General features: G+C 57.4%; 16 protein-coding genes and 1 riboswitch. Of the genes, 7 read left to right on the top strand and 9 right to left on the bottom strand.

All coding sequences use genetic code 11. The annotated features are described in order from the left end of the window. Entirely contained in the window at nt 1–1,047 is a 1,047-nt protein-coding gene (locus ACWJ62_RS18740) for a hypothetical protein (protein WP_449287558.1), read from the top strand. Here ACWJ62_RS18740 and ACWJ62_RS18735 read toward each other — a convergent pair. The 3 genes from ACWJ62_RS18735 to ACWJ62_RS18725 are packed head-to-tail and all read right to left on the bottom strand — an operon-like array spanning nt 1,006 to nt 5,332. Further along, nucleotides 1,006–3,015, bottom strand: coding sequence for a glycosyltransferase (locus ACWJ62_RS18735; RefSeq protein WP_449287557.1), 2,010 nt, complete (start codon nt 3,013–3,015; stop codon nt 1,006–1,008). The genes ACWJ62_RS18740 and ACWJ62_RS18735 overlap by 42 nt on opposite strands. Further along, nucleotides 3,009–3,914, bottom strand: coding sequence for a lysophospholipid acyltransferase family protein (locus tag ACWJ62_RS18730; protein ID WP_449287556.1), 906 nt, complete (start codon nt 3,912–3,914; stop codon nt 3,009–3,011). Before ACWJ62_RS18730 ends, ACWJ62_RS18735 begins: the two co-directional genes overlap by 7 nt. Continuing rightward, nucleotides 3,911–5,332, bottom strand: a complete 1,422-nt coding sequence (locus ACWJ62_RS18725; RefSeq protein ID WP_449287555.1) for a mannose-1-phosphate guanylyltransferase/mannose-6-phosphate isomerase — start codon at nt 5,330–5,332, stop codon at nt 3,911–3,913. Before ACWJ62_RS18725 ends, ACWJ62_RS18730 begins: the two co-directional genes overlap by 4 nt. 129 nt (nt 5,333–5,461) lie before the next feature. Between ACWJ62_RS18725 and ACWJ62_RS18720 the strand changes: the two genes are divergently transcribed. Further along, nucleotides 5,462–6,256, top strand: coding sequence for a glycosyltransferase family 2 protein (locus ACWJ62_RS18720; protein WP_449287554.1), 795 nt, complete (start codon nt 5,462–5,464; stop codon nt 6,254–6,256). A gap of 23 nt (nt 6,257–6,279) precedes the next feature. Here the strand turns inward: ACWJ62_RS18720 and ACWJ62_RS18715 are convergent, their stop codons facing one another. Genes ACWJ62_RS18715 through lpxL form a run of 4 tightly spaced genes read right to left on the bottom strand, consistent with a single transcriptional unit; the run spans nt 6,280 to nt 10,434 of the window. After that, nucleotides 6,280–7,335, bottom strand: a complete 1,056-nt coding sequence (locus ACWJ62_RS18715) for a glycosyltransferase (RefSeq protein WP_449287553.1) — start codon at nt 7,333–7,335, stop codon at nt 6,280–6,282. Beyond that, nucleotides 7,332–8,447 (bottom strand): glycosyltransferase family 4 protein, encoded by a 1,116-nt coding sequence (locus ACWJ62_RS18710; protein ID WP_449287552.1) that lies wholly within the window; start codon nt 8,445–8,447, stop codon nt 7,332–7,334. Before ACWJ62_RS18710 ends, ACWJ62_RS18715 begins: the two co-directional genes overlap by 4 nt. Continuing rightward, nucleotides 8,444–9,439: a mitochondrial fission ELM1 family protein gene (locus ACWJ62_RS18705; RefSeq protein WP_449287551.1), complete on the bottom strand. Its 996-nt coding sequence runs from the start codon at nt 9,437–9,439 to the stop codon at nt 8,444–8,446. Before ACWJ62_RS18705 ends, ACWJ62_RS18710 begins: the two co-directional genes overlap by 4 nt. A gap of 47 nt (nt 9,440–9,486) precedes the next feature. After that, nucleotides 9,487–10,434, bottom strand: a complete 948-nt coding sequence (gene lpxL, locus ACWJ62_RS18700; protein ID WP_449287550.1) for an LpxL/LpxP family Kdo(2)-lipid IV(A) lauroyl/palmitoleoyl acyltransferase — start codon at nt 10,432–10,434, stop codon at nt 9,487–9,489. A gap of 121 nt (nt 10,435–10,555) precedes the next feature. On the opposite strand from lpxL, the gene waaA reads away from it, so the two are divergent. Further along, on the top strand, nt 10,556–11,809 hold the full coding sequence (gene waaA / locus ACWJ62_RS18695) for a lipid IV(A) 3-deoxy-D-manno-octulosonic acid transferase (RefSeq protein ID WP_449287549.1): 1,254 nt from the start codon (nt 10,556–10,558) through the stop codon (nt 11,807–11,809). A 49-nt stretch (nt 11,810–11,858) separates the two neighbouring features. Here waaA and ACWJ62_RS18690 read toward each other — a convergent pair whose 3' ends face one another. Next, a complete protein-coding gene (locus tag ACWJ62_RS18690; RefSeq protein WP_449287548.1) occupies nt 11,859–13,241 on the bottom strand; it encodes a TolC family outer membrane protein in 1,383 nt (460 codons plus the stop codon). A gap of 182 nt (nt 13,242–13,423) precedes the next feature. Continuing rightward, nucleotides 13,424–13,546: riboswitch (TPP riboswitch) on the top strand. A gap of 88 nt (nt 13,547–13,634) precedes the next feature. Here ACWJ62_RS18690 and thiC point away from each other — a divergent pair. The 4 genes from thiC to cpdA all read left to right on the top strand — a co-directional run bounded on the left by thiC (nt 13,635) and on the right by cpdA (nt 17,685). After that, nucleotides 13,635–15,512, top strand: coding sequence for a phosphomethylpyrimidine synthase ThiC (gene thiC / locus ACWJ62_RS18685; RefSeq protein ID WP_449287547.1), 1,878 nt, complete (start codon nt 13,635–13,637; stop codon nt 15,510–15,512). 61 nt (nt 15,513–15,573) lie between these two features. Then, on the top strand, nt 15,574–16,191 hold the full coding sequence (locus ACWJ62_RS18680) for an NUDIX domain-containing protein (protein ID WP_449287546.1): 618 nt from the start codon (nt 15,574–15,576) through the stop codon (nt 16,189–16,191). Next, on the top strand, nt 16,191–16,676 hold the full coding sequence (locus ACWJ62_RS18675) for a DUF1249 domain-containing protein (protein WP_449287545.1): 486 nt from the start codon (nt 16,191–16,193) through the stop codon (nt 16,674–16,676). Before ACWJ62_RS18680 ends, ACWJ62_RS18675 begins: the two co-directional genes overlap by 1 nt. Nucleotides 16,677–16,878: 202 nt before the next feature. Beyond that, nucleotides 16,879–17,685: a 3',5'-cyclic-AMP phosphodiesterase gene (gene cpdA, locus ACWJ62_RS18670; RefSeq protein ID WP_449287544.1), complete on the top strand. Its 807-nt coding sequence runs from the start codon at nt 16,879–16,881 to the stop codon at nt 17,683–17,685. Here cpdA and metE read toward each other — a convergent pair. Then, on the bottom strand, nt 17,679–19,958 hold the full coding sequence (gene metE / locus ACWJ62_RS18665; protein WP_449287543.1) for a 5-methyltetrahydropteroyltriglutamate--homocysteine S-methyltransferase: 2,280 nt from the start codon (nt 19,956–19,958) through the stop codon (nt 17,679–17,681). The two genes, cpdA and metE, sit on opposite strands and share 7 nt — an antisense overlap. Nucleotides 19,959–20,006: the final 48 nt, after the last annotated feature.

The following is a 20,006-nucleotide window of genomic DNA, read 5'->3' as shown; positions in this document are numbered from 1 at the left end:
TTGAGCAGCTCCGCCAGCCCAATCAATGTCTTTGTTGCGAGCACGCCCCTGCAACTGATCAGTTGCTCCGAGGCTCGTTACCACTATGGCTGCAGCTCCGAAAAAACACTGCTCATCATTGCTCGACCTGATAACCGCGAGACCGAGGGACAAATGGCCTTCCTGGCCGAGGCGCTGGGCTGGCAGGGCATCGAAACCATCTATCTTAAAAAGAGTTCCTTTTACCTTCGTCTGGGGTCAGTCGCCAGGAGTCTCTCAAAGCGCACTATTGAGAGGTTGTTTATCGGAAACAAATCCAGCTGGATTCACGAAGTGTTCTATCGGGGATTCGACAGCGAACAGCTGATTTTCGTGGATGACGGCCTGGCAACAGTAACCTACTACCACGCCATTCACGACGAGGGCATCGCCTCCCGGATTTCAGCGCCCAAGAAGCGGCTTTTGAGAACCATGGGGATCAGGATCCATCGTGTTGTTCCGGGTGTGATTGCATTCTTCACCTTCTTCCCGCTGGAGAGCTCCGATCTCGTCCAGGTGCTGGTCCATGATTTCCCGGTGTTTCGCAGCACCTTCAAAACCTCTGCCCGTGATAATACTCAGGCGCCTATGGTCGGGTTTCTTGGCCAACCCTTCGGTGGAGAGGATCGACTTCAGCAACTGAAACTTCAAATTCAGCACGTTGTGGAGCGTCACCCTGACAGTCTTGTTGTGTACTTCATGCACCGAAAGGAAAGCCGGGAAGAGTTGGAGAAGTTGCTGGCAGAATTTCCTCTCGAGATACGACAGGCCGGTCGTCCGATCGAGGTCGAGGTAGCTCTGTCCGGGGAAACGTATCTGGCTTTCTACAGTTTTGCTTCAACCGCTCTGTTTACTCTGAAAAAGATTTTCCCGAAGATCCGGGTTTTCCAGATTGATGATGCGGCACTGGGAGCGCGGCTACCCTACTATGAGGAAATAAGGCGTATGTTCAGGAGCGTCGGCGTGGAAACAACGCTCCTTCGGGGGTCACGACTTTTCAAAGCGAGCAGGCCGGTCCAGAGTCCATAATCCGGCATACTTGTTGAACGTCACCTGCGCATAGGTCACTGCCGTCAGATATCCCACTGCGCCGTCCAGAAACCCGAACCGAATAAAGTACACCTGCACAAACGTCATCAGGCCCCGCAGGGTGGGGTAGATCATGGTTCGGGTCTTCTTGCCTTTACGATGCTTTTCCAGAGAACCAAGCCAGGCGTACTTCGCGCTTTTCTCCAGAGAATGGCCAAAGTCCCGGTGTGTGTAGTGTGTGAGACGGCCTCTCAGGGTTTTGATTTTGCGACCGGACGGAATCAGTATCCGTTCGTGAACCAAGGCGTCGGAAAAGCTCACACCTTCCCTGCGGAACAAACGTAGCGGGGCTCTCCCGCTGCGTCCGAAATCAAGGCGGCTGCCATAAATCGTTACCGCCCAGGGAAGCTTGTAGGCGTCTGCGTCAGGGTCTGCCAGGTGATCATTGATCTCCCGTGCCAGCTCTGGTGTGACACGCTCGTCGGCATCCAGTGAAAGCACCCACTCGCCGGTCGCTTTCTCAAGTGCGCGCTGCTTCTGGATGCCAAAACCCGGCCAGTCGGTGACTTCAACGACATCGGCCAGCTCTTTGGCCAGTTCGACAGTTCTGTCAGTACTGCCGCTATCCAGGACGATGATCTCGTCGGCGACCAGCCTCGCTGACTTCAGACAGTCGGTAATGTGGTCTTCTTCATTTTTGGTGATAATGGTCGCCGAAACCTTCCGGGCCCGGCCTCGAACATAGGACGCGCTCAACTCTGTGAACATAGCCGAGGCGATAGATGCAACTGCCAGGAGGTAGAAAGTGAGGAACAAAGTCCGATTGAAGGTGGCTTCTGTGAGGCCAAAGAAGAAGTAGCCAATAGAGATCATGCAACCGGCTGCCGCAAGGTGGGCCGTTGCTGCGTGGCGGCTGGGCAGGTTTCTGGCAAAGATGGCCAGTGGAATGAAAATAAGTAGGGCCCAGCTGAGAATGCCCGGAATGCCGCTGGTTGCGGCATTGTTCAGCAGATCGTTATGGGCATGCCCAGTGCAGCAGTCCAGGAAGTACTTTGGCAGATTGCCATCTGCAACTTCTGCTTCAATTTTATGGGTGTACCCGCCGAGGCCTGCACCGGACCAAGGGTCCTCACTGAGCATATTCAAGGCCTGTCCCCATACTTCCAGGCGGATTTCCATGCCGGAGTCCAGTTGGCCATCATGCAGCAATCCATTGAGCGAGCTGGACATGCGGTCGCTGGTGATAATCGCGCCGGCGACGAGAATTGGCACAACAATCAATCCGGCAATTCGAAGTCTTTTACTGAGCAGTGGTGCCAGCGCAACCAGAAGGAATGGCAGAGCTACCAGATTGCTGCGGGTTTCCGACAGCATGGAAATCAGAACGGCAGCCGTTCCACCGATGAAAAACAGTATCGACAGACCCACCCGTTTGTCCCGGATAAAAAACATGGCAGCAACGATCGTCAACATGCCCCCCAGAAGGGCGAGATTGCCGAAGCTGATAGGGTTGATACCGCCGCCAAACCGAGAATGCAACACCTGACCAAGCGCGCCCTGGCGGGCAGCAATGGTCACCAGAAAGATCCCGATGACAGACACAGCCATGAGTCCGATGGCAGCAAAAGTCGTGCGGGCGCCAATCCGCGCATAGCTGATGGCAACGATCAGGGGCCAGAACAGGATAAACCGGGCGTGGGTACCAAGTGTTTTTCCGCCCTCATAGTCAAAGCCTTCCAGGACCCAGGACAAAAAGCTCACCAGTACAAAGAACCAGAAGGAAAAGTGCAGGAGCCTTAGCTCTTTGGGCTTGTCCCAGCCGTTTTTATACAAAGATTTACGGGCACTGAGCACCATTCCGGCAATCGCAAGCAAGAGGGTCGCGCCAGCCAGGATGCTTGAGGACAGGAGTGCGCCGCCGAGCCCGGTGATCAGCAGTGCATGGAAGGCCAGTCTGGGGTTCAACATACTCGGTCCGGGTTATAGGGGTTGATTTCGCCGGGTGGCCGATGGCGCATGCGTTTGTACTCCCACTGATACTGCTCGGGAATTTCTCGTACGCATTGCTCGATGGCGTGATTCATAGCGCTGGTCGCGGCGACGGGATCCTTGTCACCAAGGCCTGGGCCGGTCTCCCGCACGACAATCCGGAACCCGGAAGCATCGGGCAGGCGTTCGGCATAGGTAATCAGGACATTGGCGCCGGTGCGCTGGATCAGCTTGGACACCAGAGTCATGGTCTTCACTTCCATGCCAAAGAAAGGTGCAAAGGCATTGCCTTTACCCCGGGGTGACTGATCCGGCAGGATCCCGGCAACGCCGCCTTCCCGGAGAATCGAGGCGAGTCGGGCGAGGCCGCGTCGGTCGCCCCGGACCAGCTCCGAGCCAAGCCGCCCGCGTACCTTGATCATGTAGTCCTCGAATTCGGGCATATTCGGCGGGCTATAGAGCGCTGCCATTTTGTACCGCGAGGAAAAGAACAATCCGGCCAGCTCCCAGTTGCCGAGGTGCGGCGCCAAGAGAATCAGGCCTTTGTCGCCGGCCATGGCCTTGTCGATAAGTTCCAAGCCTTCTGTTTCCCGGATCAGGCCAAGGCATTTTTCCACCGGCCACTCCCACATCAGGGGCACCTCGAGCATGGTCATGCCGGTCTGGGCCAGGGATCTCTTTGACATACCCGCGCGTTCGGCGTCTGAAAGCTCGGGGAGGCAAATAGACAGGTTAATGTCGGTTACCTGGCGAGACTTGGTGGGCAGTCGCCATACCAGATAACCGACGAAACGACCCACCCTCTGGGCACCGGCAAGGGATAACCAGCCGGCAATCCTGAGCAGCCCGGCGATGATGAAATACTTGAGCTTGCTCATTTCCGGCCGTACCGATCCTCGTAACGAACAATGTCGTCTTCACCCAGGTAAGAGCCCGACTGAACTTCGATCAGTTCCAGGTCGATGACCCCCGGATTCTCCAGCGAGTGCACCTGACCAACCGGAATGTAGGTGGACTGGTTTTCGGTGACCAGATAGGTTTTCTCGCCGTTGGTGACCCGGGCGGTGCCACTGACCACGATCCAGTGCTCTGCTCGATGGTGATGCATCTGCACGGAGAGCTTGGCGCCTGGTTTTACCGTGATGCGTTTGACCTGATAGCGGGCGCCGTTGTCGATGGAATCGTATACGCCCCAGGGCCGGTAGACTTCCCGATGGTTCATGTGTTCGTGGCGGCCATCGGTTTTGATCCGTTCCACCACGGTTTTGACGTCCTGAACGCTGTCTTTATGGGCAACCAGCAGGGCATCCTTGGTTTCGATAACTACCAGGTTGTCCACGCCAACGGTGGCCACCAGCCGGCTATCGGCACGGACCAGGGTGTTGGCGGTGTTGTGGGTAATAACGTCGCCGGTCAGGCTGTTGCCGTCCGCGTCTTTGTCACTGACTTCCCAGAGTGCGGACCAGGAGCCAATATCGCTCCAGCCGGCATCCAGAGAAACCACTGCCGCTTTAGCGGTTTTCTCCATGACGGCGTAGTCCACCGAATCCGACGGGCATTCCGCGAAGCGCTCGGCGTTGACCCGCGTGAAGTGCAGGTCATCGGCGGTGTCTGCGATGGCGGCACGGCAGGCAGCCAGGATATCCGGGCGATGGGTTTCCAGTTCCTCGAGGTATTGGCGGGCACCGAACAGGAACATCCCGCTGTTCCAAAGGTACTCGCCGGAATCGAGGTAGCGATTGGCGGTCGTCTGGTCCGGCTTTTCGACAAACTTGTCTACCAGATAACTGTCCGGGCCCAGTTCGGTGCCACGGTGGATGTAGCCGTAGCCGGTTTCCGGATGGTTCGGGACAATGCCGAAGGTGACCAGTTTCCCTTCCCGCGCCAGCGGAATGGCTTTCTTCACCCCTTCCTGAAAGGCCGTAACATCCTTGATCAGGTGGTCGGCTGCCAACACCAGCATGAGAGGGTCGTCGGCGCTGTTTTCGGTGGCCTCGATCAATTGCAGTGCTGCCAATGCAATCGCCGGTGCTGTATTCCGGCCACAGGGCTCCAGAATGATCCGCGTATCTTCGTGACCGGATTGGCGCATTTGCTCCGCAGCCAGGAATCGGTGCTCCTCGTTGCAGATCAGAAGTGGGTTTGCTGCGTCCATGCCCTCAAGCCGCGCAACGGTGGCCTGCAACATTGACAGGGGGCCGTTGGTCAGTTTCAGGAACTGTTTCGGATTCAGCTGGCGCGACATCGGCCAAAGGCGTGAGCCGGTACCGCCAGCCATAATGACGGGGTGAATCATCTGTACACTCCGGGCTTGAGTTAAAGAATGCCAAGAAAAACATCAAAATCAGGCGCGCCATCTTATCATAAGGCAATCATGATATTGTTCTGACCAGTCCGTAAACTGATTGCCCGAACAGGAATTTTGATGAAGCTACCGTTATCCGTTTATTACATCACCCAGGACGAAGAACTGCGATTGCCTGAATCCCTCGCAAAGGTCTCCGGCTGGGTTGATGAGATTATCGTAGTCGATTCCGGAAGTATTGACCGAACCCGTGACATTGTAGAAGCGGCGGGCGCCCGATTCGTTCACAACGACTGGCAGGGGTTTGCCTGCCAGAAAGCCTTTGCCGCAAGCCTTTGTCGCAATGACTGGGTGCTGGATCTGGATGCGGATGAGGTGCTGTCGGACGAGCTTGTGGCCAACATCCAGAACCTGTTTTCAAAGCCGGTTGACCAGGACATTGCGGGCTTCCGTATGCGCTGGGTGTTGTCTCAGCCGGATCCCAGGCATCCGTTCCGCCATGATAAATCGAAGAAGATCCTCCGGCTTTACAATCGCAAAAAGGCAGTGATTGAGCCTGAAAAAGACAGCAACAACGACCGGCCGCAGGTGAAGGCTGGCCGGGTTCTGGATTTAAAGGGCGATGTATTGCACCGGACGCTGATTTCCCTGGAGCAGATGGAACGCAAGTACTGCCAGTTGTCGACGGAGCAGGCCCGCTTTATCGCCGCAAAGGGACGGCGAATTTCCAGCGCCCGCCTGTTCGCCGAGTTTCCCCTGAAGTTTCTGAAATATTACCTGCTGCACCGCCAGATCCTGAACGGTTGGTTTGGCCTGAGCGTTGCCATTACTGCAGCCAACAGGAACTTCATGCGCCTGGCAAAGGCTCGGGAGATCCAGATGCTATCCAAGTTTGAGAGGGAAAATACACGGTAGCTCTCAGCCGAATACAGCGGACATCAAGTGCCTCGTCGCTCGTCCATTGCCCTGAGGTATAGCGCTTCCGTTTGCTCTGCCATGGCATTGATCGTGAGAGTTTTACGGGCAAATGCCATGGCGGGCTGCTGGCTTTGTGTCAGTGCCTCCAGATCAGCGAGCGCTCGTGCTATCAGTTCGGCAAGGTCCCGGTCCTTGTGTCCCGCGCTGAGAGATGGCGTCGGAAGAAGATCCCGCGGGCCCGATACCGGAGTGGAGACAACCGGACAGCCACTGATAAGGGCCTCCGCCAGTACATAGGGAAAGCCTTCCCGTTCGGAACTGATCACCGTCAATTCGGCCCTTTCGTAGATGGGCGCCAGATTTTCCCGGAACCCGGCGAGGGTTACCGAGTGTTCCAGTTTCAACTGCCGAATTAATTGCTCGAGCTGTGATCGCTGGCTGCCCTCGCCAAAAATGGTCAGATGGCAGCGATGTACCGAGTCGCCGAGCATGGCCCAGGCTCTGATCAGCGTATCAAAGCCTTTGACGGATTCGAGTCGCCCCACGGCAATGACATTGGTGGCTACTGAGGGTAGCTCCGCGTCGTTGTTCACCGTAATTTGTCGGCGTCTGGACTCCACGCCGTTATAGATCAGGTGTTTCCGGGGGTGTCGCAGACTTGCCAGAATGCGCGGGCTTACGGCAATGATCTCGTCGAGGCGATCAAAAGCCTTGTGGCTGGACTTGGTGCCGTGCACCGTACCGACCCGCACCTGAGCAAGTTTTCCGGTTTTAGCCGCGAGTTGCGCAGCTTTATTGCCCTGGGCGTGCAGAATGTCAGGTGCTATTTCGCGAAGTCGCCGGCGGAGGGCCAGTTGGAGCCAGAGGTTCCGTCGCCCCAGTTGAACGGGCAGCGCATGAAAGTGGATGCCGGAAAGAAATTTATCCCGGTAGTCTTTGTGAGCCACTACATGGACGCAATGCCCCCGGCCGGCCAGAGCGGCCGCCAGATCGGCGGTGTGTTTTTCCATGCCGCCCCAGGTTGTGCCGGGCGTGGCAATCAGCAGGGCGATCGTTAATCGGGGCGGTGAGGTCATGATCGGCCTGCGGCATTCTGCAGCACCGTCTCGTAAACGGTCAGGCTTGCTTCGGTCTGTGCTTCCAGGCGGAACCGATAAGGAATCTCGATGGCCGGAGGCCCAGCATCCAACATCCGGGAAACGGCCTGTGCGAACTCCTCCACGTTATCCGGCGCCACCAGGCCTTCCCGGAAGCACGCCTGCAGCGTTTCCGCCGCCCCGCCACGATTATAGGCTACCACCGGTGTCCCCGAAGCCAGGGCTTCGGTCACTGTCCGGCCAAAGGGCTCGGGTTTGGTGCTCATATGACAGACCACGTCGGAGAGCAGGTACAGGTTGGTCATGTCATTGCGCTGGCCCAGGAAACTGACCTTTTCGGTCAGATCCAGGCGAGACCGCTCCTTCTCCAGTTCGTCCAGAAAATGCTCCTTGCCCGGCTCCGCACCACCCACAATAATACCGTGGCAATCGGGCCGCTCCTGAACCAGTTTCGCCATCATGGCCAGGAAATCCAACTGGCCTTTCCAGCGGGAAATCCGCCCCGGCATCATAATGATTTTCTTCCCGGCAAGCTGTGGATACTGACGGAACCAACGGTCCAGCCATTGCTGTGGAAGCTCCCGCTGATGAAAGGCATCCACATCCACGCCCCGCTGGATGACGGTCAGCTTTTCTTCGGGTACGTGGTAGTTGCATATCACGTAATCCCGCACACACTGCGACACGGCAATGATGTGATCGGCGCGAGTCATGATGGCGCTGTAGGGTGTCACGGAATACATGCCGTGGAATGTGGACACAACCGCCGGGCGTTCCCGTTTCGGGATGCTTTTCAGAGCCAGGAATATAATCCATGCAGGCATACGCGAGCGGACATGAACGATGTCCGGCTTCAGTTCAAGAAGCAGTTTTCGCATCGGCAGGATTTGCCCGAAGGACGCTGGATTCTTACGGTGAATTGGCATGAAAATATGCTTCGAACCCTGTCCCCGAAGTTGTTCCGCCATAGGGCCGCCCTTGGAGACGACAAAGGATTCGTGGCCACGTTTAACGAGATCCGCAGCGAACTCTACGGTCCCCCTTTCCACACCGCCGCTGTAAAGCGCCGGAAGTGCCTGAAGAATTCTCAAGGTTTGATCCCCTTGTGCAGGCGTTGATTGGTTTTCTGGCTTTTTGGCAGGACTCCTTGCTCCAGGACCCAGCGGGCTGCGCGATTGGCTTCCCAGAGGGGCTGGTCATGATCAGCCCTGCCAGCCATGACGCTTGCATGGTCCGTCCACTGCGCAACGTAGCCGTCCCGGACCAGCCGTTCCACACCATCCACGACTCGGCTGCCGGTTCTGGCCGGCAGCTCGAACAAGCCGGTTGGCACCCCGGAAGTTGCGGCCTCACAGACCATGGACATGCTGTCCGGAGTCACCCAGACCGCCCGTGAAGCCGAGAGTTGATGGCTGAGCCAGTCTTCGTGGGTCTGCCTGGGGTGAACCACGGTAATTTTCAGTCCGGCCATCTCCTCGAGGCGTTCCTGCAGGGGTTCCGGTGTTCGCCGGGAGGTGCTGATGGTCCAGCGCCAGTCGGGGTAATGGCCGATCAGATGCGTTACCTGGCCGAGGACGACGTCGTCGTCCCAGTCGAAATGCGGTGAGGGCCCCCCGATGAGCAAGAGCGCTTCCCGTTTTTCGGTGATTCTGGCCAGGGGCGTGATGGTATTCAAAACCCCTTCTGTCAACAGGACTCGCGGGCTGGCCTGCACTCGATCGTGGGCTGGGACCAGCGCGCCGCTGGCCAGAGACAGCGGGAACGCCGGTTTCATGATGACAAGTGTTCGGGTTCCGTGAAGCTTGCGCAGGGCGAGCAGCAATCGGTGCGTACCAGATCCGGCTGCAATGACCAGGTCGGGGCGAGGCAGTGACGCCTCCATTTGTGGCGGAGAGGCCAGCAACGCGCGCCACAGCGGTACCTTTATGGAGGAGGCATCGACCCAGTAGGTGCTTGCCCCGGCCAGGACGCGAAGCCGGTTGCCAAGCCCCTTCAGCTGATTCCTGTGGCCCGGCTTGTTGTCGGTCAAAAGCCACACCACGGGTGTGGATGCATCCTGCGTTCTGGGCTCTGGTTTGGCCATGGTGTTCCGGCATGCACTGCCGGCCTCCGTATTGCCTGAGTTTCTCGTTACCGGCGTTTGTAGAATCCCGGATCGTTCTCATCCGGACGGGTTTTGAAGCGACGGTGCATCCACAGGTATTGGTCCGGGGCGCGCCGCACTTCCCGCTCGATAGTCTGGTTGATCCGTGTTGCATCCTTGAGATCATCGCCACTGGGAAAGTTTTCGAGGGCAGGGTGGAAGTAAATGTCGTAACCCGGACCATCGTCGCGCCGGAAATGACTGAACGGAACCACCTTGCAGCCGCTGCGCTCTGCGATTCGAGACGTTGCGGTAATCGTGCCCGCCGGTATCCCGAAGAACGGCGCAAAGACAATATCCTTGCGGCCGTAATCCTGATCGGTGGCATACCAGACCGCTCGGTTTTTCTTCAGGCTGCGGAACAGGCCTCGCAGGTCTCTGGCGCCGAGCACAGTGCCATAGCGGCGTTCCCGTGCCCTTGTCATCACTGCGTTCATCAACGGGTTGTTATGATCCCGCTGCATAACATCGGCTTCAATGAACTCGGTCACCAGGCTCCCGCCCAGATCCAGGGTGCTGTAATGGCCACCCAATAATAAAACGCCTTTGCCCTGGGCCAAAGCATGCTCGAAATGCTCAAGGCCATGGACTTGCGTGATGCCTGTCAGTTTGGCTGGATCGCGAAACCAGGCGATGCCCAGTTCCAGTAAGCCAATACCATTGGCAATAAAGGCGTTCCGAACCAGGGCAGATTGCTGAGCGACCGTGAGTTCCGGGAAGCAAAGCCGGATGTTCACCTCGGCGATGTGCCGGCGACCGCGGGCAAGGCGGAACGCCAGAAGTCCCGCCAGCTTTCCCAGCCACCACTGAACGCGTATTGGCAGCCGGGACACACTCCACATCAGGGATATGCCCAGCCAGGTAGGCCACCAGCGCGGGTGCCGATACGCCGAGTAGTCTGTATTTCGCGATAATTTGCGATATTTCTTTTTCACGTAATGCGGGTCCTGCGAGGTCCTGGTCGATTGATGCTGGCACCGTGGCACTGGCGATCAATCGGAAGCAAATCAATAGGTTTTGCGCTATGATAGCGCACTGTTTTGCCCGGAGTCCTGTGTGCTGCAATTTATCTATTCCCAGCTTATTAGGCTGTTCCTGCCATTGATCCTGCTGCGCCTCTGGTGGCACGGACGCCGAGCTCCGGAACTCAGGCGCAACTGGTACCAGCGCCTGGGCATCGTACCGCGGGCAAGCGGTACGGTTGTCTGGGTCCATGCTGTCTCGGTGGGTGAAACCATAGCGGCTGCGCCAATGGTGCGGCGTCTGCTGGCCCGGAACCCGGGTATTACTATCCTGATGACGGCCATGACAGACACCGGCCTGTCTCAAGCGCGCAAGATGTTCGGTGATCAAGTCCATTACGCCTACGCCCCTTACGACACGCCAGGTTCTATCCGTCGCTTCCTCGACCGCGCCAATCCCCGGATTCTGGTGATCATGGAGACCGAAATCTGGCCAAACATGATTCGCCAGTGCCGGGCCCGCCGCGTTCCCGTATTTCTGATCAACGCCCGGCTGTCAGAGCGTTCCGCTCGGGGTTACGAGCGCGTCCGCGGCCTTGCCGCGCCCATCATGCGCAGTATCAGCTGGGTGGCTGCCCAGGCCGAAAAAGATGCTGAGAGGTTTCGCCGGATCGGAGTTGCCCCCGCGAAAGTGGCCGTCACGGGAAGCGTCAAATTTGATGTGGATATTCCGGAGGATGTGAGAGCGGCGGCCGCGGCGCTTCGACAGAAGCTGGCGGGTCGGCCGGTCTGGATTGCCGGCAGCACGCATGGCAGTGAAAATGATGAGTTGCTGGCGGCCCATGGCAGGGTTCTGGCAGATCATCCCAATGCGTTGTTGATTCTGGTTCCGCGACATCCTGACCGTTTTGAGCCGGTGGCGGAAAAAGCGAAAAAGGAAGGGCTGTCACTGGCTCGGCGGTCCCGCGGAGAGAACCCGGGCAAGGCCCAGGTGTATCTCGGAGATACCATGGGTGAGCTGATGATGCTCTACGGTGCCAGCAGCCTGGCGTTCGTTGGCGGCTCGCTGATTGAGCGCGGTGGCCATAATCCCCTGGAACCCGCCGGATGGGGAATTCCGGTGTTTTCAGGCCCGCACATTTTCAATTTCGAAACCATTTACCAGCGCCTGCTGGACGATCGGGGCGTTAAGCTGGTTGCCGATGCAGATGATCTGGCCGCGCATGTGTCGTCTCTCTTTAGTGACAATCAGGAACGGGAAGCGATTGGTCAGAGAGCGTTGGCGGTTGTGAACAAGAATCGGGGGGCGCTGGACAAAGTGGTCGATGGGATCATTGAGCGGGTGTGACAAGTCCGCCCATTAAGAGGCGGGCGAGCCTTCAGGCCCGCCCTGGTTGTTACAGGGTGGGGTCGTCCAAGGTTTTCTTCTCGTTGGCCAACGCCTCGATGCCGGGTGCAGCAGCACTCAGCCAGTTGTTCAACTCGATCAGATCCTGAGGGCTTAGCGTGCCTGCGGCCTGTTTCAACTGAAGTGAGTTGATTACATAATCGTAGCGGGCGTTTGCATAATCCAACAGGGCAACATAGTAGGCCCGTTCTGCATCTAACACTTCGACAATGTTCCTTGTTCCCACCTCATAGCCAGCTCGGGTAGCGTCCAGAGCACTTCGTCGGGAAATGATCGTCTGCTCCAGCGCAGAGGCTGTCTCAACGTTATTGTTGACGGTGAGAAACAGGCTTCGAGTGGTAACCCGAACATCGCGCCGAACGGTGTTCAATGACTGTTCCGCGACAGTGACCAATGAACGTTGTTGGCGGACACCGGCCTGAGTGCCACCGCCTGAATACAGGGGAACGTTCAGCGTAAGCCCGATAGCCCCGCGAGTCGTAGTACCATCCTGCTGGCTGGTAATCGGAGCGCTGGAACCATCAATTCCATTCAGATCTGTTTTACCGTAGGACGCGTTCAGATCCACAGTCGGATAGTGTCCGGCCTTTGCTTCCCTGAGGCTTGCTTCGTTGGCATTCAGCTCATACAGAGCTGACTGGATAGACCAGTTCTGTTCCAGAGCGGTTGCTTCCCAGGCGGACGGGTCCATCGGATCCGGGCGACCCAGGGGGAACTTCTGGCGCAGGTTGTCGAGTCTCTCCGTATACTCCCCGGTCAATCGGGCCAGTTGCTCTCTTGCCACGTTTAACCGGTTCTCTGCCGCAATGCGCTGGCTCTTGGTGTCGTCAAAGCTCGCTCGAGCCTCATAAACCTCAGTAATGGCAATCAGCCCTACATCAAAACGCTCTTGAGCCTGCTCATACTGGCGCTGAATCGCTGCCTCTGCGGCCTTGGCAGTCGAAACGGTATCCTTGGCTCTCAGAACGTCGAAGTAAGCAGTTGCAACATCCAGGATCAGCTGCTGCTGGGCGAGGTTGTATTCGGCGCGAGCCGATTCGGTTTGAAACTTGCTGGCGTCGTAACGGAACCAGGCGTCGGCCCGAAACAGTGGCTGGGTAAGCTGAACGCCGTAATTCAGTTCCTGGTAGCTGTTGTCCTGGCTGGGGCCGTCCACATCGATGTAATTGCCCTCACCAAAGGCGCCGATCTGGGGGAGCAGTGCGCTCTGGCTGACATCGCTGGCTGCCTGTTGGGCTTCAAAGCTTGCCTGGGCTGCGGCAATGCCGGAGTCGTAGGAAAGTGCTTTCTCATAGGTCTCGACCAGATCCATGGAAAGAGCGGGCTGGGCCGCCATGAGGCCAATAAGTCCGGAAAGCAATCGCTTCTTCATTATGTCTCCTGAATACGGTTACGCATCTTTGCCCGGTAGTCGGGGTGCGTGTCGGGCTGGTGGGCACGCAGCTTTGTTCCGTTTTACGGGCCGACGGGTCTGGTTGGCCATTATGGACAATAATTGCCCGCAGCTCTACACTTGCAAATGGCATCCATTCTGGGTGTCACGCATTACAGATTCGCGTCTTGACGGGGTGCTGGTCTGCTTTTCGAATCATGGGAAGCAACCGGCTGAGATTGCATCGCAGAACCCGCGACCTGATCCGGATAATACCGGCGTAGGGATTTAAGACCACAGTGCTGAAAGACCAGTGTTCTCCCTCGGGGGAATCCGTGTCGAAAGCTCCGTCATACGCGACCCGAAATCCAACAATTGTTCCGGGAGCGAATGATGACCAACTTGCCTGATTACCTCAGCGATTCCGCCCAGGTGGATTCAGCCGCGATCAAACCCCTGCCAAGTTCACGTAAAATCTACGTTCAGGGTAGCCGACCCGATCTGCGAGTGCCCATGCGGGAAATCACCGTGCATGATACGCCAACCGAGATGGGCGGTGAAAAGAATCCGCCGGTGGTGGTGTACGATACGTCCGGCCCCTACACCGATCCGGAAGCGACCATTGACCTGCGCAGAGGGCTCAAGCCTGTAAGGGCTGAGTGGATTGCGGAGCGCGACGATGTCGACCAACTTTCGGGTTATTCCTCGGAATTCACTCGCCGCCGCATGAAAGATCCGCAGCTCGACCCGCTGCGCTTTATGGACGAGCGCAAACCCCTGCGTGCCAAACCGGGCCAGAACGTTTCCCAGATGCATTACGCCCGCCAGGGCATTATCACCCCTGAAATGGAATACATCGCCATCCGGGAGAGCATGAAGCTGCGGGAAGCTCGTAAGCAGGGGCTTCTTGACGATCAGCACCCCGGTCAGTCCTTCGGCGCTAACCTGCCAGCTGAAATTACACCGGAGTTTGTGCGCGACGAGGTAGCCCGAGGACGTGCGATTATCCCTGCGAATATCAACCACCCGGAAATCGAGCCTATGATCATCGGTCGAAATTTTCTGGTAAAAATTAACGGCAATATCGGCAATTCTGCCGTCAGCTCTTCCATCGAAGAGGAGGTGGAGAAGCTGACCTGGGGCATCCGCTGGGGTGCTGACACCATCATGGATCTGTCCACCGGCAAGAATATCCATGAAACCCGGGAGTGGATCATCCGAAACTCCCCGGTTCCCATCGGCACTGTGCCGATATACCAGGCCCTGGAAAAAGTCGGCGGTGTGGCCGAAGACCTGACCTGGGAAATCTTCCGGGATACGCTGATTGAGCAGGCCGAACAGGGGGTGGATTACTTTACGATCCACGCCGGCGTTCGCCTGCATCATGTGCCCATGACTGCGAAGCGCACCACTGGCATCGTCTCCCGTGGCGGTTCCATCATGGCCAAATGGTGCCTGGCGCATCACAAGGAAAGTTTTCTGTACGAGCACTTCGAGGATATCTGCGAAATCATGAAGGCCTACGATGTGTCCTTCAGTCTTGGCGACGGCCTGCGCCCCGGTTCCATTGCGGATGCCAACGACGCAGCGCAGTTCGGCGAACTGGAAACACTCGGTGAACTCACCAAGATTGCCTGGAAACACGATGTGCAGTGCATGATTGAAGGCCCTGGCCATGTGCCCATGCATCTGGTGAAAGAGAATATGGACAAGCAGCTCGAATGTTGCGACGAAGCGCCGTTCTACACCCTGGGCCCGCTGATTACCGATATCGCGCCGGGCTACGATCACATCACGTCCGGTATTGGTGCCGCCATGATCGGCTGGTATGGCTGCGCCATGCTTTGCTACGTCACACCCAAGGAACACCTGGGGCTGCCCAACAAGGACGACGTGAAAACCGGCATCATCACCTACAAGATCGCCGCCCACGCCGCCGACCTGGCCAAGGGGCACCCGGGTGCCCAGATTCGCGATAATGCGCTCTCCAAGGCCCGTTTCGAATTCCGTTGGGAAGATCAGTTCAACCTCGGTCTGGATCCGGATACTGCTCGCGCCTACCACGATGAAACCCTGCCGAAGGAATCCGCCAAGGTGGCGCATTTCTGTTCCATGTGCGGTCCGAAGTTCTGCTCCATGCAGATTTCCCAGGAGGTTCGGGATTATGCGAAGGAGCACGGCCTGGATGAGGTATCCGCAGTGGATGCCGGCATGCAGGAGAAATCCCGCGAGTTCGTCGAGTCCGGGAGTAAGCTTTACGACAAGGTTTGAACTTGAAGTAATGCCCAACTAAAGGCTATCGTTCCAAGTCGATTCAACGACCGGACAAAAAATGGCCAAACCGTTCCAGTTCAACGCCGACGACGTCAACGTCGAAAAACGTGAAACCGTCTTCCAGGGCTTCTTCCGCATGGATAAGCTCTGGTTGACCCACCCGCGTTTTGACGGCCGGGACATGCCGGTGTTTACCCGTGAACTCTTTATTCGTGGCGATGCTACCTGTGTACTTCCCTACGACCCGGAACGGGACGAGGTAGTTCTTCTTGAACAGTTCCGTCTTGGTGCCCTCGGCCGTAATCAGTCGCCTTGGCTGCTGGAGCTGGTAGCCGGTATGAACGAAGACGGCGAGAGCCCTGAAGAAGTCGCTCAACGTGAGGGCCAGGAAGAGGCCGGGCTCACCTTTGAGCCGCTGGAAAAAATCTGCGATTACCTGGTATCACCCGGTGGCAGCACCGAAATGATTCACCTCTATTGCGGTCGCGTGAGCACCATAGATGCCGGCGGTCTGTATGGTATGGAACATGAACATGAGGATATCCGTGCCCATGTGGTGCCATCCGAAGACGCCATAGCGATGATCCACGATGGTCGCATCAACAACGCGGCCGCCATTATTGCCTTGCAGTGGCTCGAGCTGAATCGGGCCCGTTTGAGGAAAGGGTGGCAGTGATGGGCGAGTGGACCATGAAACCCAGGCGGTATGTTCCGGATCTCAGGCAGCTCGGTGCCCTGTGTGACGGAAACTATCAGCGGCTAAGAAAGCTGAGGCAGCTGGAAGTGGACGGCAAGCCCGTCTGCGAATTCGAGCTGCATCGGGAGAACCACTACCTTGGACGAGTCCGGATTCAGGTGCTCCAGACCGCACGGTTCACCGAAACCCTGTTGCTTGAGCAGGTTCATAATTCCGGGCGTTGGCTAAACAACCCCCAGATGACCGTTCGGGTCTACCACGACGCCAACATGGCGGAAGTGATCAGCTGCTACCGTGATCGCCAGATTGCCCCCGTCAACGATTACCCCAATCGCTTCATGCACCATCCGGATGAAAAGGTCCAGGTCAACGGTTTCCTTGCCGATTGGCTGGATTACTGCCTGAGGTTTGGTCACCTGCCCATGGAACATGCAGCCTGGTCTGCCGGCGAAGGCGTCGACTAAGGCGGCCCGTTACACGCTTATCCTGTACTAAAGTGGTGTGGCTATGGCTCACCGATGTGCCATAGTTGTCAAAGATTGCAATATATCGTCTAAGCCTTGCCAGAATGTGACCCGGGTTCGATTCGAAAGTGATAAATCTGTGAATCGGCGTCGTACACTTGTGATCAGACCACGTATTGCCAGCGAGTAGATCCAGAACGCCATGACCACAAAGGAAAAAAACCGGCCACTGCGGGTACTGCAGCTGACCGATCCGCACCTGATGGCGCGTGCCGACGGAGACCTGTTGGGCGTTAGAACCCGGGAAAGCCTGCAGGCGGTTATTGCAGAGGTACTGAAAGTGCACGGTCAGCCGGATCTGATTCTGGCTACCGGGGATCTCGCTCAAGACGGGTCGGTGGAAGCCTACCGAGTCTTTGGTGAGAGCCTGAAGTCCTTCTCCTGTCCTTCAGTCTGGATCGCCGGTAATCACGATCATACTGATAACCTGCTGCAAGTTTCTCGCGAGTACAAGGCTTCTGAACGTCACGTGATTCAGGGTGGTTGGCAGTTCGTGATGCTGGATTCCTCCGTGCCCGGCAAGGTTTTCGGCGCTCTGGCCGAATCCGAACTGGAGTTTCTCTCGGAGACGCTTGAGCGGCATCCGAACATGCCGGCAGTGGTTGCACTCCATCATCACCCGGTGGATATCGGATCTGACTGGATGGAGAAAATTGGTCTCACCAACCGGGACGCCTTCTGGCAGGTGGTTGATCGATTCCCTCAGGTCAGGATCGTGTTGTGGGGACATATCCATCAGGAGCACGAGCGCGAGCGCAACGGCGTGCAACTGATGGCCACGCCGTCAACCTGCATCCAGTTCACCTCTGGTTCCAGTAAGTTCTCGGTTGAGGATTTGCCGCCGGGTTACCGCTGGTTCGAATTTCACGATTCCGGCGACTTCGCCACGGAAGTCCGCCGGGCCGAAGATTTCCAGTTCGAACTGGATCAGAACAGCTCGGGTTACTGAATACGTTCCCTTAGTTCCCGGGCGGCAGCGACCATGCTTCTCAGGGCAGGGCGGACCTCTTCCCATTGACGAGTCTTCAGGCCGCAGTCCGGGTTCACCCATAGCCGCTCCACCGGTATCCGCTCTGCCGCCTTTATCATCAATGACCGAATCTGCTTGCTGTCAGGAATATTCGGTGAGTGGATGTCATAGACCCCGGGCCCGATGTCGTTCGGATACTGGAAACCACGGAAGGCGTCGAGAAGCTCCATGTTCGACCGGGAGGTTTCGATGGTAATGACATCCGCATCCATCCGGGCGATGGCTTCGATAATGTCGTTGAACTCTGAATAGCACATGTGAGTGTGGATCTGGGTTTCGTCGCGAACGCCGTTGGCGGCTATGCGGAATGCGTCGATGGCCCAGTCCAGATAGCTCTTCCAATCGGATTGCCTAAGCGGCAAGCCTTCCCTCAGGGCGGCTTCATCGATCTGGATAATTCTGACGCCCGAGGCTTCCAGATCAAGCACCTCCTCCCGGATAGCCAGTGCCAGCTGCAGGCAGCTCTCCCGTCTTGACTGATCGTCCCGAACGAATGACCAGTTAAGGATGGTGACTGGGCCGGTCAGCATGCCCTTCAGAGGCTTTTCCGTGAGAGACTGGGCATAACGGGTCCACTCGACGGTCATTGCCTTCGGGCGTGAGATGTCGCCGAACAGGATGGGTGGTTTTACGCAGCGGGAACCATAGGACTGAACCCACCCGAACTGGCTGAAGGCATAGCCGTCCAATTGTTCGCCGAAATACTCGACCATGTCGTTGCGTTCGGCCTCGCCGTGAACAAGCACATCGAGCCCCAGGGCTTCCTGCTCGGTAATGCAGTGGCGCACGTGCTCGCGAATCCGGGCGCTGTAGTCCGCCTCCGTGAGTTCGCCCTTGCGGAACTGCAAGCGGGTCTGGCGGATATCCCGTGTTTGGGGAAAGGACCCGATGGTAGTTGTAGGGAAGCGTGGCAGGCCAAGCTTCTGTTGCTGTATGGCGATGCGGTCCGGGTATGGGCTTTGCCGCTGGCCGAGTGCCGGTCTGACGTCTTTGAGTCGGGCCTGGACAGACGCGTTATGGACTCGCTCTGACGTTTTCTGACTGTTGATGGCTACGGTCGATTCCACCAAGTTTTTTTGAACGGCTGCTCTACCGTGACTCAATGCCGTGGCTAGAGTATTCAGTTCATCCAGTTTCTGGGTAGCGAATGCCATCCAGTTGCGGATTTCCGGGTCCAGCTTTTCTTCGCTCGAGAGATCGACAGGCACGTGGAGCAGTGAGCAGGATGGCGCGAGCCAGAGGCGGCCACCCAATTTATCGTGGACCGGTTCCAGCCAGTCCAGGGTCTTCTCAAGATCCGTTCGCCAGATATTCCGGCCATTAATGACGCCCAACGACAGTTGCTTGTGGGGCGGTAGCCAGTCGACCACCCGGGCGACTTCCTGTGGGGCACTGATGGCATCCAGGTGCAATCCTGCCACGGGCAACTCACAGGCTAGCTGCAAGTTTTCTCGCAACTCACCGAAGTAAGTGGTTACCAACAGCTTCGGAGCGCTGGTCTTGAGGTGGTGGTAGGCCAGGCTGAATGCGTGGCGCCAATCTGCGTCGAGGTCGGTGACGAGAGCGGGTTCGTCTACCTGTACCCAGTCCACGCCATGGGCGGCAAGCGCATCCAGAAGCTTTGAATAAACGGGTAGCAGAGACTCCAGTAGCGAAAGCCGATCATGTTCGTCTTTGGTTTTGCCCAACCAGAGATAAGTGACCGGCCCGATAATCACCGGCTTCGGTGCCAGCCCTTGGGCTCGCGCCTCTGTGATCTGTTCGATCAGCCGGTCGGCCTTGAGCTGAAAGCGGGTGTTCTGGTGGAACTCAGGCACGATGTAGTGGTAGTTGGTGTCGAACCATTTGGTCATTTCCCCCGCCTGAACACCGCAGCAGGCCGACTCATGCCCGGAACGGCCCCGGGCTACCCGGAAATAACGATCGAGTTCGCTGCCTTCGGTGTCGTTCAACCGCTCAGGCAGATTGCCCAGGGTGAAGCTCATGTCCAGCACCTGATCGTAGAAGGAGAAGTCGCCAACAGGCACACGACTGAGGCGTTGCTGGCTATGCCAATGCCTGCGCCGAAGGTCGGCACCGGTAATCTGCAGTTCGTCCTCGGTGATCTGGCCTTTCCAGAAGGCTTCCTGGGCAAATTTCAACTCTCGGCGGGCGCCAACTCGGGGGAACCCGAGGTTATGCGTGGTTACCATGGTCTTTCCTCTGCTTGATCCTGTGGTTTGCAAGAAAATGCAGAATAT

The sequence above is a fragment of the Marinobacter sp. PE14 genome (assembly GCF_053566155.1).
The sequence above is the reverse complement of the archived record's forward strand: the minus strand, read 5'-3'. Positions and strand labels throughout refer to the sequence as shown.

Excerpts from the sequence above, each read along its gene's own strand:
- ACWJ62_RS18735 (WP_449287557.1), bottom strand. The coding sequence starts at position 3,015 with ATGTTGAACCCCAGACTGGCCTTCCATGCACTGCTGATCACCGGGCTC.
- ACWJ62_RS18730 (WP_449287556.1), bottom strand. The coding sequence starts at position 3,914 with ATGAGCAAGCTCAAGTATTTCATCATCGCCGGGCTGCTCAGGATTGCC.
- ACWJ62_RS18725 (WP_449287555.1), bottom strand. The coding sequence starts at position 5,332 with ATGATTCACCCCGTCATTATGGCTGGCGGTACCGGCTCACGCCTTTGG.
- ACWJ62_RS18720 (WP_449287554.1), top strand. The coding sequence starts at position 5,462 with ATGAAGCTACCGTTATCCGTTTATTACATCACCCAGGACGAAGAACTG.
- ACWJ62_RS18715 (WP_449287553.1), bottom strand. The coding sequence starts at position 7,335 with ATGACCTCACCGCCCCGATTAACGATCGCCCTGCTGATTGCCACGCCC.
- ACWJ62_RS18705 (WP_449287551.1), bottom strand. The coding sequence starts at position 9,439 with ATGGCCAAACCAGAGCCCAGAACGCAGGATGCATCCACACCCGTGGTG.
- ACWJ62_RS18690 (WP_449287548.1), bottom strand. The coding sequence starts at position 13,241 with ATGAAGAAGCGATTGCTTTCCGGACTTATTGGCCTCATGGCGGCCCAG.
- thiC (WP_449287547.1), top strand. The coding sequence starts at position 13,635 with ATGACCAACTTGCCTGATTACCTCAGCGATTCCGCCCAGGTGGATTCA.
- ACWJ62_RS18680 (WP_449287546.1), top strand. The coding sequence starts at position 15,574 with ATGGCCAAACCGTTCCAGTTCAACGCCGACGACGTCAACGTCGAAAAA.
- ACWJ62_RS18675 (WP_449287545.1), top strand. The coding sequence starts at position 16,191 with ATGGGCGAGTGGACCATGAAACCCAGGCGGTATGTTCCGGATCTCAGG.
- cpdA (WP_449287544.1), top strand. The coding sequence starts at position 16,879 with ATGACCACAAAGGAAAAAAACCGGCCACTGCGGGTACTGCAGCTGACC.
- metE (WP_449287543.1), bottom strand. The coding sequence starts at position 19,958 with ATGGTAACCACGCATAACCTCGGGTTCCCCCGAGTTGGCGCCCGCCGA.